Here is a 12,845-nt window from a genome sequence, read left to right as displayed (position 1 = left end):
TGTGAAGCGGACACGCAATCTGGTACTTGCGACAGTCATGGGTGCGACCCTCGCGCTCGCTGGCTGTGGCGGCTCGGACAGCGCTGGCGACGGCGACGGCGACGCGAAGAAGGGCAAGATCGGTGTCATCCTTCCCGACACGAAGTCCTCGGTTCGGTGGGAATCCGCTGACCGTCCGGCTCTCGAGAAGGCATTCAAGGCAGCTGGGGTCGACTACGACATCCAGAACGCCGAGGGCGACGCGGACAAGATGGCGACCATCGCCGATGGCATGATCACCGGCGGCGTGACCGTCCTCGCTATCGTCAACCTTGACTCAGACTCGGGTGCGGCCATCGAGGAGAAGGCCAAGAAGCAGGGCGTCAAGACCATCGACTACGACCGCCTCACCCTTGGTGGCTCGGCCGATGTCTACATCTCCTATGACAACGCGAAGGTTGGCGCCCTACAGGGTGAAGGTCTCGCGAAGTGCCTTGGAGAGAAGGACGCCGACATCATCTACCTGAACGGGTCACCGACTGACAACAACGCCACGTTGTTCTCGGAGGGTGCGCACAGCGTTCTCGACAAGATCTCGACTTACAAGAACGTTGCCGAGCAGGCTGTTCCGGACTGGGACAACGAGCAGGCTGTGACGATCTTCGAGCAGCTCTACACCAAGGTCGACGGCAAGGTTGACGGTGTGTACGCCGCCAACGACGGCCTCGCCGGCGGTGTCATCTCGATCCTGAAGAAGAACGGCCAGAACGGCAAGGTTCCCGTGACCGGCCAGGACGCAACGATCGAGGGTCTGCAGAACATCCTGACTGGTGACCAGTGCATGACGATCGCGAAGTCGGCAACGGGCCAGGCTGGCGCGCTTGCTGCTGCAGCAATCGCGATGGTCAACGGTGACGAGCCGGAGACAACTGGAACCGTCAAGGACGACACCGGCAAGCGTGATGTGCCGGCAGTTCTGCTCGATCCGGTTGCTGTCGACAAGTCCAATGTCGGGGCTCCGATCGAGGCTGGCGACATGAAGGCCTCGGACGTGTGCACTGGCGACTTCGCCAAGCTGTGCGCTGACGCTGGCATCAGCTAACAGCAACGGGTGTGGTCTTCCGGGATTCCGGAAGACCACACCCAACGCTGTGAGTAGCATCGCCACGTCACGAACACTGCACTCTCGGAAGGTACGTCATGAGTGAAAAGTCGCCGATCCTTCATCTGCGCGGAATCAACAAGAGCTTCGGCGTCGCCCACGTCCTCCACGACGTCGACCTCGCCATCTATCCCGGTCAAGTCACCGCCCTCGTCGGTGACAACGGCGCCGGCAAATCCACGCTGGTCAAGGCCATCGCGGGCATCTATCCAGCCGATTCGGGCGAGTATCTCTTCGAGGGCAAGCCCCAGCACGTCACCAGCGCCAAAGACGCCGCCGCGCTCGGCATCGAGGTCGTCTACCAGGACCTTGCACTATGCGAAAACCTCGACATCGTCGAGAACATGTTCCTCGGCCGCGAGAAGAAGAACGGCCTCATCCTCGACGAGACAACGATGGAGTCCAAAGCCCGCGAGGCATTGACGTCGCTGTCGGTCCGCACCGTCAAGTCCGTGCGCCAGAGCGTCGCGAGCCTGTCAGGCGGCCAGCGGCAGACCGTGGCGATCGCGAAGTCGGTGCTGTGGAACTCCAAGATCGTTCTCCTCGACGAGCCGACAGCCGCTCTGGGAGTCGCGCAGACCCGCCAGGTGCTCGACCTCGTGCGTCGCCTCGCCGACTCCGGCGTGGGGGTGCTGTTGATCTCGCACAACCTCACCGACGTCTTCGAGGTCGCTGACCGAATCACTGCCCTCTACCTCGGGCGCGTCGCCGCCGACGTCGCCACCAAGGATGTGACCTCGACGCAGGTTGTCGAGCTCATCACGACCGGACAGTCCGCTGGCATTGCCGGCCCCGCCACGAAGGCTGTGACTTCATGACCGACATCGTCACTGACGCAGAAGAGGCTGGCTTCGCTTCAGACCTCACCCAGTCCAACACGCTGGGCGAGTCCGTCCGCGCTTACATCACCCGTGTGCGAGGCGGCGACATGGGCGCTCTGCCCTCGATCGCGGGTCTCGTCGTTCTGTTCATCGTGTTCAACCTCGCCAACGACAAGTTCCTGTCGAACCTCAACCTGGCAAACCTGATCACCCAGTCTGGCTCGATCATCATCCTCGCGATGGGGCTCGTCATGGTCCTGCTTCTGGGCGAGATCGACCTGTCGGCCGGCTTTGCGGGCGGCGTGTCCGCATGCGTCATGGGCGTCCTGATGGTGGAGCAGAACCAGAATTGGGTCATCGCGGTGCTCGCGGCGCTGTTCTTTGGAGCGGCGATCGGGTTGTCCATCGGTCTCCTCGTGGCGAAGCTCGGCATTCCGTCGTTCGTCGTGACGCTGGCGTACTTCCTCGCCCTGCAGGGCGTGGCGCTCTGGCTGATCGGGGAGGGCGGCTCCGTCCGCATCGACCAGGATGTCATCAGTGGCATTGCCAACAACAACATGAGCGTGGCGGCAGGCTGGATATCCGCCGGCGTGATCATCGCTGTGCTCACCGCGTTGAGGCTGCGGCAGCACCGGCGCAAGGTCTCGCTCGGCCTGCAACACCAGCCATTGGCCCTCGTCGCCGTGCAGATCGCTGTCGTCGGCATCGTGCTGCTCGTCGTGACCTACGTTCTCAACCAGAACCGCAGCGTCAACCCGACCTTCCCCATCAAGGGCATTCCATATGTCCTGCCGATGGTCATCGTGCTGTTGATCTTCTGGACGTTCATGCTCGGGCGTACGAGCTGGGGCCGGCACGTCTATGCCGTCGGCGGCAATCCCGAAGCCGCCCGTCGAGCTGGCATCAACGTCGACCGCATCCGCATCTCGGTGTTCATCATCTGCTCGTCGATGGCGGCGCTGAGCGGAATCGTCCAGGCGTCGTATGTCGGCAAGGTCTCGACCTCGTCGGGCGGCAGCTACACACTGCTGTTCGCCGTCGGCGCAGCTGTCATCGGCGGCACGAGCTTGTTCGGCGGCAAGGGCAAGGCCAGCGACGCGGTCATCGGTGGTCTCGTGATCGCGACGATCGCAAACGGCCTTGGTTTGCTGGCCCAGAAGTCGTACATCACTTTCCTCGTGACCGGTGGCGTCCTTCTGCTGGCCGCAAGCGTTGATGCGATCTCGCGCAGGCGGCGGTCCGCAACAGGTCTCGGCTGATACGCATGCCCTCCGCGGGACGCTCGGGCGTCGGAACAAACCAGGAGGACGTGCGGCGTCACAACCTGGGCACTGTTCTGGGTCATGTGCACCGCGCAGGGCGTATCTCGCGCGCCGAGCTGACGGCTCGGATGGGTCTCAACCGCAGCACCATCGCGGGGCTGGTCACCGAGCTCGAGTCGTTGGGGCTTGCCGAACAGGTCAAGCCGTCTGGCACGCGCATCAGCGCTGGTCGGCCGTCAGTTGACGTACGCACGCGCGCTGGTGCGTACGTGCTCGCCACGGATGTGCGCGTCGACGGGCTGACGGTCGCGCGGGTTGGAATCGGGGGCGCCGTCGAGGCTCGGGCGACGGGTCCGATCCCGTCGTCGCATGATCCGCAGGCAATCGGTGACTCAGTCGTCGAGCTGATGCGGCTGGTCGTCAAGGACGTCAAGGACGACGCGGCGTTGGTCGGAATCGGCGTCAGCGTTCCGGGCATCATCCGTGCGGAGGATGGTCTCGTACGGTTTGCGCCCAACCTCGGCTGGCTCGACGTGCCGTTTGCGGAGATCCTCGCGGAGCGCATTGCGACGCCCGGGCGACCGGTACTTGGCAACGATGCCGACCTCGGCGCGCTCGCTGAGCACCTTCGGGGTGCGGGTGTCGGCGTCGACGACTTGATCTACCTGTCTGGCGAAGTCGGTGTCGGTGCTGGCGTGATCGTTGGTGGCAGGCCGCTTGAAGGATCCGGCGGCTATGCGGGCGAGATCGGCCACCTGCCGTTCACGCCCGACGGCAAGTTGTGTCATTGCGGCAGTCGCGGATGCTGGGAGACCGAGATCGGTGCTCCGGCGATCGCGCTCGCGGTGGGTTGCCCGCCCGATCGAGTCGCTGCGCTCGGGGAGTTCCTCGAGGGCGTCAAGGAGGCCCCACCCGAACTGCGCGCTGTTGGACGCAATCTGGGACGTGGGCTCGCCGCTGCGGTCAACCTGCTCAACCCGCGAGTGGTTGTGCTGGGCGGATACCTGCGCGCTCTCTACCCGCTTGTCAGCGAGGACGTGAACGATGGGCTGGGCGCGCATGCACTGACGGCGCCGCGAGAGCTTGTGAAGGTGAGTGTCCCTGGTCTGGGCGGTGATTCGGTGCTCTTGGGCGCCGCTGAACTAGCATTCGGCGCACTTCTCAGCGACCCAGTCGCGTGCCTTGCCAGCGCGTGCCACGACGTCGAGAGTGTCCTCGCAAGCTGACTCGCGATCTGCGACACTGACGGCTCCAACGCGTGATTAGTGTCCAGATGTGCGGGCCGTGGCTCAGAGGTTGAGCAGGCCGAGCGTGAACCAGGTCGCCTCCGCCGGCGTCGGGTCGGTGTTGCCAGCAGGGTCGATCGCGCGCACCGCGAAGGTGTGGTTGCCCAGCTTCACGCCGGTGTAGACCCGTGGACTGGTGCACGCCTCCCACGCGCCGCCATCGAGCCGGCACTGGAATGTTGAGCCGCCTTCAGACGAGCTGAGTCCGAATGTCGCCTTGATCGACAACAGGGCGAGGGAGCCCGGACCGCTGGTGATAGTCGTCTCGGGAGGCGTGGTGTCGACGATCCACGCACTGGTGGCGGGGGAAGGGTCGACATTTCCAGCCAGATCCGTCGCTCGCACGGAGAACGTGTGGCTGCCCTCATCGAGTGGCCCGAACGAGTCGCCTGACTCACACGAGGCGAAGGAGCCCGTGTCGAGCTTGCACTCGAACGTCGCCGCCTCATTCGCGGAGAAGGCGAACGTCGAGTCCACCTCGTTGCTGAGGTTCGCCGGGCCGGAGTCGATGTGGGTGTTCGGCGCGGTGTGGTCGACGTTGACCGTGAATGCACGGCTGGCGGGCGTCGGGTCGGTGTTGCCCGCCGCGTCGGTCGCGCGTGCCTGGAAGGTGTGACTGCCGTTGGCCAGCAACGCTGTCGTGTACGGGGACGTGCACGGTCCGAAGTTGGCATTGTCGACGCGACACTCAAGCGTCGCTCCCGCCTCCGGCGAGCTGAAACCGAACGTCGGCGTTGGGTCATCGATCGTGCCAGTGGGTCCGGTGTTGATCGTCGTGTCCGGGGCGGTCGTGTCGACAGTGAACGTGCGGCTGACCGCCGGGGACTCGAAGTTGCCCAGCGAGTCGATCGAACGTACCTGGAACGTGTGCTCGCCATCGGACAGGGCAGGGGAGGTGTAGGGCGAGGAGCAGGGCTGGAAACCACCGGACACCTTGCACTCGAAGATGCTGTCCGGCTCCGATGTCGAGAAGCTGAACGTCGGCGTGGGGTCATTGGTGAGGCCGCTGGGGCCTGAGGTGATTCCCGTGACGAGCCCTTCGGTGTCGACCGTGAATGTGCGACTGGCCGGCGTCGGGTCGACGTTGCCCGCGCCGTCGATCGCCCGCAGCTCGAACGTGTGCTGGCCGTCGCTCAAGGCGTCCGTCGTCTCAGGTGATGTGCACGTTGTGAACGGCTGGGTGTCGACGCGGCACTCGTGCGCCATCGCGCCGTCCGCGAAGTTCCAGCCGAAGGTGGGCGTGCTGTCGCTGATGAGCCCTGTAGGTCCGGAGCTGATCGTGGTGTCCGGGGCGACCGTGTCGACGGTGAAGGCCGCGGCAGCCGGAATGGGGTCGATATTGCCGGTGGAATCGACGGCTCGTACCTCGAAGACGTGCTCGCCGTCGTCGAGTTCAGTGGTGGTGTGCGGATTCGGACATGCCTCGAACGCCGCATCGTCGACGCGGCACTCGTACGTCACATCGGAGTCAGGCGAGGTGAAGCCGAACGTCGGCGTGCTGTCGCCGGTCCAACCGCTGGGACCAGAGGTGATCGACGTGGTCGGTGGGTTCCGGTCGAGCGTGAATGACCGACTGGCCGCACTCGCCTCCACGTTGCCGGCAGCATCCGTCGCGCGCACCTGGAACGTGTGGTCCCCGTCGCCTATCCCGCCACTCGTGAACGGAGAGGTGCACTCGGAGAAGGCGCCGTTGAAGCCGCACTCGAACGTCGATCCTGGTTCCGAGGCGACGAAGGTGAAGGTGGGAGTGTTGTCGCTGGTCGAACCCTCGGGACCGCCGGTGATGGTGGTGACCGGCGCTGCCGTGTCGACCGTGAACGTACGGATCGCGGGCGTCGGGTCGACGTTGCCCGAGGCGTCGGTCGCCCGCACTTCGAACGTGTGAAGACCGTCGGCCAACCCCGCCGGCGAGCGGGGAGACGAGCAGGTGCTGAAGTCGGCGTCGTCGACGCGGCACGCGAACGTCGATCCGGGCTCGGACGACGTGAACGTGAACGTCGGCGGTTGGTTGATCGGCCCGGTCGGGCCGCCGGTGATGGTGGTGTTCGGCGGAGTGATGTCCTGCGGGTTCAGCAGCACAGAGATGCCTCCCCTCCGTCCGGGGCTCTGCTCATTCGTCAGCACGACATCGGTTCGGCCGTCCGCGTCGAAGTCTCCCGCTGCCACCGCCGTTGAGCCGCCGCCTGTGGGGAACTGGGTGAGATTGACGAACGTGCCGTCGCCTCTGCCATGGAGCACGTCGAGCTTGCCGACATTCTCGGAGATCGCGAGGTCCGCGCGGGAGTCGTCGTTGAAGTCCCCGACCGTGACGTCTGTCGCGTGGGGGATGACGTAACCCAGTGGTGTCGTGAAGGTTCCGCCGCTCGCGCCGAGCAGGGTCCAGACAGCGCGGCCCGTCTCGACGACCGCCATGTCGGGGTCGGAGTCGCCGTTGAAGTCACCGAGCGCAATCCTCATGCTGTTGAATTCCTGCGCCTCCCCGATCGAGTAGACGGTCGCGGGGCCGAACGTCGCGGCCGGACCGCCGAGCAGGACGTGGACGTTGCCGGCGACGTCGCCGACAGCAAGGTCGGGGTCGGTGTCGCTGTTGAAGTCACCGACCGCGACCGACAGAGGGCTACTGAACCCGGCCTGGAACGACGTCTTGGGGCCGAAGGTGCCGCCGGGTCCACCAAGCAGGATCGACATGGTGTCGTTGACGCCGCTGGTGACCGCGAGGTCGGGATCACCGTCGCCGTTGAAGTCGCCCACCGCCACCGCAGTCGGGGTCACGTCCACCGGGTAGTAGGTCGGATCCCCGAACGTCCCGTCAGGGCTCCCGAGCAGGACGGACACCGTGTCGCCATACTCATCGGCGACGACGAGGTCCGGGTTGTCGTCGGCATTGAAGTCGCCGATCGCGATCGATCGGAGCTCGAAGCCGCCTTCGAAGTGGGCCGCAGGACCGAACGACCCGCCGGGGCCGCCGAGGTTTACGGAGACTGTGCTGCCGGTGGCAGCGACATCTGGGTCACCGTCGCCGTTGAAGTCGCCGACCACGACACTGACGGTCTGGTTCCCGGTCTCGTAGTCGACCCAGTGCGCGAAGTTGGTCGTGCTGGCGCTGGCGGCCCCGGGATTCGCCAGCACGAGCGCGGACACGGCGCTGCCGAGGACCAGTAGTCGACTGAGGTTGATTGCGACGCGTTTGCGGGCCGACATGAGGGTCTTGGGAGTGCCCATGATGTGTCCATTTCGGGAGGGAGTGGCACCGACGCTATGTGTCACACGAAGGCATGTCGTCCGTGCCAGCACGGATCCATCCCGGGATGGTCGATGACAGGGTTGGTCCATGCCACTGCGGGTCGTACTTGTCGACAACGAGCCGCGGTTCCGGGCGACGGCCCGCCGGGCGCTCGAGGCTGAAGGCGTCGAGGTGCTTGCCGAGGTCGGATCCGGCGCAAGCGCCCTTGCGTCGGTTCAGGATTGGTATCCTGACGCCGTTCTGATCGATATCCGAATGCCCTGGATCGACGGCGTGGAGGTCGCTCGGCGAATGCGCGGGAAGGTCGGTGAAACCGTGGTGATCCTGATCTCAACTCTCGACGTGGATCATGGACGCCTGTTGGCTGATGGTGTGGCTGCCGGGTACATCCGCAAGGACGAGCTCTCGCTTGCCGCGATCGACGAGCTCCTGGCCTGATGGACCGAGCGCTGCGAATTGGCTTGATCGCCGCGACAGTGCTCGCAGTCGCCACGCTCGCCCTGTTCGACCTCGACCAACCGTACGAGCTCTGGTCGCAGTTCATCGTCGTCGCGGCCCCTCTGACCCTGGCAGCCTGGATCGTCCTCGCCCGGGCCGCTGACGAGCGACTCGTGCATGCGCTGGCTGGCCTCGGTACGGGCGGCCCCGACGACACGGTCCGCGACGCGCTTCGAAGGGCTCTCGCTGACCCGGACCTCGAGATCGTCTACACCCAGGTCGGCCGCGGCGGCTGGATCAGTGGGCTCGGTGAGCAGACGGCCCGTCCGGGCCCGGACGGGTGTCGGGCTTTCACTCCGATTGATCGCGGCGGAAAACCGATAGCGGGTCTTGCCCACGATCCTCGCCTCCTCCGACATCCGAAGCGATTGCGCGCTGCGGTCGACGCTGCCTCCCTGGCCCTCGACAATGAACGTCTCAAGGCACAACTTCGGGCCGAGCTCTTGGAAGCGCAGGCCTCGCGGACCCGCATCATCGACGTCGGCGACCGCGCGCTCCAGCGGCTGGAACGCAATCTTCATGACGGCGCGCAGCAACGGTTGGTGGGGCTCGCCCTGATGTTCCGGCTGGCGAGCCGACGAGCCGCCGGCGACCCCGAGCTCACGGCCCTGCTGGACGATGCCGCCCACGAGCTCAGCGATGCGATCGCCGAGCTGCGTGAGCTGACCCGAGGCATCCTCCCGGCGATCGTTGGCGACACCGGTCTCCGGGGTGCACTCGAGTCCCTGGCCGAGCGCCCCGGAGTACCGGTGGATCTCCACGTCGACCTGCCCGACCGGCTCCCCGAAGTCGTTGAAGTCGCTGCCTACTACCTAGTCACGGAAGCGCTCACCAACGCCAACAAGCACGCAGTCGCTTCACGCGTGACGGTGCGGGCGCGAGTGGTGGACGAAACTCTTCGCGCGACGGTGATCGATGACGGAATCGGGGGAGCAAAGCAATCACAGGGCTCTGGATTGCAGGGTCTTGCCGACCGAATCGGCGCCCTCGGAGGCGAATTCGAGATCGACAGCCCACCCGAATGTGGCACCACGGTGACCGTCGACATACCGCTCGCCCAGACCGTGCTGACCGATACCGAGCAGCAGCGGAGGGTCGCCCTGCGGTGGTTCGTGCAGGAGAACTGGGAGATGCCCGGTGAAGCCGGCGACCAGATCACCGACGAGGACAACCTGATGTCGGCGAAAGCCACCATGCTGATCGCTGGAGGGAACGCACGGATCACCGAGCGTGAGCGGGAATGGCTGATCGGCTATCACACGGCCGCACGTGGCGCCGGCTGGGTGATCGAGGCGATCGCTGCATATGACGACTCCGACACATTCGATGACCTGAAGGTTCTACCCGAGTTTCCCCAGGTCGCCCGCGGAGAGGTCTATTGCGCCATACGCATGTGCTCCAGCGATGGACCCCTGACCCCAGACGAGCTCAATCGTCTGGAGCGTTCGGTCGATGCCCTGGGGATTGCTCGCGAGGAGCTCGAGGAGCTGCTGGCGATCGTCGCGGCCGAGGACGGACTGCGTCGACGTCGCTTCAACGCCATCGCCGCACCCGTTCTCCCTGGCGGACTCTCGCCCTTGCGCTGACGATCGGTCACCTGGCATTTGCTCGCAGGTGCGCGAGCACGGCCAGCACTCGGCGATGTGTGCTCGAGGTGACGTCCAGGTCCAGCTTGGCGAAAATCCGGCTCGTATGGGACTCGATTGTCCGCGCGCTGGTGGCGAGCATGTCCGCGATAGCTGTGTTGGAGTGGCCCTCGGCGACGAGCGCGAGGACTTCGTGCTCTCGGACGGTCAACCGGTCGAGTGGGTCGGACCAGCGCGGTGTCTCCAGGACCTTTCGCACCACCTCGGGGTCGATCACGGTGCCACCCCCGGCAACGCGGATGATGGCATCGACCAGATCTGAGTGAGCGGTGACGCGCTCCTTGAGCAGGTAGCCGACGCCGCTGGGGGCTCCCATGAGCAGGTCCACAGCATGACGTGTCTCGACGTACTGGGAGAGCACCAGAACCCCGATTTCGGGGTGTTGTGCCTTGATCTCCACGGCGGCATCCAGGCCTTCGGTGGTGTAAGTCGGTGGCATTCGTACGTCCAGGATCACGACGTCCGGGTGGGCATCCTCAAGTGCAGCGATGAGGCCGACGGCATCGGCACGCTGGGCGACCACATCGACGCCGTCGTCTCGCAGCAGCCGCGCGATCCCCTCGCGGACGAGAGGCGCGTCGTCGACCAGCATCACCCGGAGCGCAGCCACGGACCGATTATGTCGCGCCGTCCAGTGGGGCCGCAGTGGAACGGAGGGCAAAGGAAGGGGTCACAGCACCACGGTGCCGGCATAGACCCCTGAGAGGGATCGCTCTGCCGCGCCCAGTGCGGCGGCGTGGATCCCCAGCGAGCTCAGGCGGATCTGCGGCAGGTGAATCGAGGCTGAGGGCAGACGCTCGGCGAGGACGGCGCCAGCGGCCGGGACGACATACGCGCCGAGCGGTACGAAGTAGCCGCCGAGGACGATGGCGGCAGGATCGAGGACCGCTGCCAGGGCGGCGAGGCCGGTGCCGAGGTCGTGACCGAGGGTCGTGAGCGCGGCGCGGGTCTGGGCGTCGTGGGCGGCTCGCGCGGCGACAGCGACGGCGGTCTGCAGCGGTGTGCTCTCCTCTTCCATGCCGACGGCGGCGAGCATCGCGCGGAGGCCGACGGAGGTCTCCCAGCAGCCGAGGCGTCCGCAGCCGCACACGCGCGAATGATTGCCGATCGGCATGTGGCCGACCTCGCCGGCGAAGCCAGCGCCGCCACGAAGCAGGAGGTTGTCGTGGACGATCCCGGCTCCGATTCCAACCGTTCCGGTGATGTAGAGCGAGTTCGGGACGTCGATCGAGACACCGTGAGCGGCTTCAGCAAGTGCCGCACAGTTGGCATCGTTGTCGACCGTGACGGGACACGCGCCGCCGAGAACGGCCTCAAGCTGGGCGGCAAGCTCCACATTGTCCCAACCGAGGTTGGGTGCCCACGCGATCGTGCGGTTGTCGTGCGCCACGAGTCCGGGAACGGCCACTGTGGCACCAACGATGCTGTGACCAGCTGCGATCAGGGAGTCGCGTGTTTCGGTGACGAGGCTGATCACTTCGCCGATGGACGGCGGTCCAGCGCTTTCGACCTGTCGAATCGTCGAGATGCGGGCGTTGCCACCCAGATCCAGCGCGACTGCAGCGAGGTAGTCGACGTTGACCTCGAAGCCCAGACCAATGATTGACTCACCGGTGAGTGTCACGGGCCGTCCGGGCCGACCACGACCCGACGGAGCCGACTGGTCCTCGCTGACGGCGCCGCCTGTGCCGAGCTCGGCGACGATCGTGCCGATAGTCGCCTTGGCCAGACCGGTGCGGCGCGCCAGCTCCGTACGAGTGGCTGCGCCCTCGGTACGCAGGGAGCGAAGCACCAGCGCAGTGTTCTGCCTGCGCAGGTGCTCCGTACCGCCCGGGCGGGTGGGCGTCACTAGCCGCGGACTCCGTAGAGGTGTTCGAGAGCAAGCTGGTCGAGCTTCTCAAAGCCTGCACCGTACGCAGCGAGCTCGTCCGCCGACGGTCCAGTCGATGACTCCAGCTCGCTCCAGGTCTCGCCTTCGTTCAAGGTCGGCTTCGCGAGCTCGGGGAGCTTGGCTGCGACGAGTGCGGCCTGGACCTCAGGATCTGCACGGAACGCGATCGCCTTCTCGCGCAGGATCAGGTAGTTGGTCATGCAGGCCTCGGCGGCAACCCAAACGCCGTTGTCGTCTTCAGTACGCGGGGTCTTGAAGTCGAAGTGCACCGGTCCGTCGTACCCGCCAGCGAGCAAGGTGTCGACCACCCAGAACGCACCGCGTGAGTTGCCTGCACCGAAGCGGAAGTCCTGGTCGTAGCGCGGTCCGCTCTGGCCGTTGAGGTCGATGTGGAAGAGCTTGCCCTGCCACATCGCCTGCGCGTAGCCGTGCGCTGCGTTGAGGCCTGCCATCTCCTCGTGCCCGATTTCCGGGTTGACGCCAACGCCTTCCTTGCGGTCGAGGGTCTCGATGAACGCGAGGGCGTGACCGATCGTCGGCAACAGGATGTCACCGCGGGGCTCGTTGGGCTTGGGCTCGATGGCGAACTTGATGTCGTAGCCCTTGTCGTGGACGAACTCGCCGAGGACGTTGAATGCCTCGCGGTAGCGATCGAGTGCGGCTGCAACGTCCTTGGCGGCGCCAGACTCGGCACCCTCGCGGCCGCCCCAGCAGACGTAGACCTTCGCGCCAAGCTCTGCGGCGAGGTCAATGTTGCGCATGACCTTGCGGATGGCGAAGCGGCGGATCTCACGATCGTTCGACGTGAAGCCGCCGTCCTTGAACACGGGATGCCCGAACAGGTTGGTCGTAGCCGTTGTCACGACGAGGCCGGTTTCGGCGAGACCCTTCTTCCATCGCTCGATGATCGCGTCGCGGCTCTTTTCGTCGGAACCGAACGGGATCAGGTCGTCGTCGTGGAAGTTGACGCCGTACGAGCCGATCTCCTTGAGCTTCTCGAGGGCGTAGATCGGGTCCATCGGTTCACGTGTCGGCTCACCGAACGGATCGCGTCCG

10 protein-coding genes are annotated in these 12,845 nt (G+C 65.6%); 6 read left to right on the top strand and 4 right to left on the bottom strand.

The features are described 5' to 3' along the window. The 4 genes from V6M39_RS06365 to V6M39_RS06350 form a co-directional block, all read left to right on the top strand. Positions 1–1,081, top strand: a 1,081-nt coding sequence (locus V6M39_RS06365; RefSeq protein ID WP_332642916.1) for a sugar ABC transporter substrate-binding protein, incomplete at its 5' end; no start/stop codon positions are given. A 98-nt stretch (positions 1,082–1,179) separates the two neighbouring features. After that, positions 1,180–1,959: an ATP-binding cassette domain-containing protein gene (locus tag V6M39_RS06360; RefSeq protein WP_332642915.1), complete on the top strand. Its 780-nt coding sequence runs from the start codon at positions 1,180–1,182 to the stop codon at positions 1,957–1,959. Next, positions 1,956–3,221 carry a sugar ABC transporter permease gene (locus tag V6M39_RS06355; RefSeq protein ID WP_332642913.1) on the top strand — a complete coding sequence of 422 codons (1,266 nt, stop codon included), beginning with the start codon at positions 1,956–1,958 and terminating at the stop codon, positions 3,219–3,221. Before V6M39_RS06360 ends, V6M39_RS06355 begins: the two co-directional genes overlap by 4 nt. Before the next feature lie 50 nt (positions 3,222–3,271). Then, a complete protein-coding gene (locus V6M39_RS06350) occupies positions 3,272–4,450 on the top strand; it encodes an ROK family transcriptional regulator (protein WP_332642912.1) in 1,179 nt (392 codons plus the stop codon). 63 nt (positions 4,451–4,513) lie between these two features. Here the strand turns inward: V6M39_RS06350 and V6M39_RS06345 are convergent, their stop codons facing one another. Then, on the bottom strand, positions 4,514–7,732 hold the full coding sequence (locus V6M39_RS06345; protein WP_332642911.1) for an FG-GAP-like repeat-containing protein: 3,219 nt from the start codon (positions 7,730–7,732) through the stop codon (positions 4,514–4,516). A gap of 109 nt (positions 7,733–7,841) precedes the next feature. On the opposite strand from V6M39_RS06345, the gene V6M39_RS06340 reads away from it, so the two are divergent. Further along, positions 7,842–8,192: a response regulator gene (locus tag V6M39_RS06340; RefSeq protein WP_332642910.1), complete on the top strand. Its 351-nt coding sequence runs from the start codon at positions 7,842–7,844 to the stop codon at positions 8,190–8,192. Further along, on the top strand, positions 8,192–9,838 hold the full coding sequence (locus V6M39_RS06335) for an ATP-binding protein (RefSeq protein WP_332642909.1): 1,647 nt from the start codon (positions 8,192–8,194) through the stop codon (positions 9,836–9,838). Before V6M39_RS06340 ends, V6M39_RS06335 begins: the two co-directional genes overlap by 1 nt. A gap of 7 nt (positions 9,839–9,845) precedes the next feature. Here the strand turns inward: V6M39_RS06335 and V6M39_RS06330 are convergent, their stop codons facing one another. The 3 genes from V6M39_RS06330 to xylA form a co-directional block, all read right to left on the bottom strand. Next, positions 9,846–10,508 carry a response regulator gene (locus tag V6M39_RS06330; protein WP_442880705.1) on the bottom strand — a complete coding sequence of 221 codons (663 nt, stop codon included), beginning with the start codon at positions 10,506–10,508 and terminating at the stop codon, positions 9,846–9,848. A gap of 60 nt (positions 10,509–10,568) precedes the next feature. Next, positions 10,569–11,747, bottom strand: coding sequence for an ROK family transcriptional regulator (locus V6M39_RS06325; RefSeq protein ID WP_332642908.1), 1,179 nt, complete (start codon positions 11,745–11,747; stop codon positions 10,569–10,571). After that, positions 11,747–12,845 (bottom strand): xylose isomerase (gene xylA / locus V6M39_RS06320; protein ID WP_332642907.1); only part of this gene is annotated, 1,099 nt, incomplete at its 5' end. The genes xylA and V6M39_RS06325, both read right to left, overlap by 1 nt.

This window comes from Aeromicrobium sp., assembly GCF_036675695.1.
Taxonomy (GTDB): Bacteria; Actinomycetota; Actinomycetes; order Propionibacteriales; family Nocardioidaceae; genus Aeromicrobium.
This window is presented reverse-complemented; position numbering and strand designations above follow the sequence as displayed.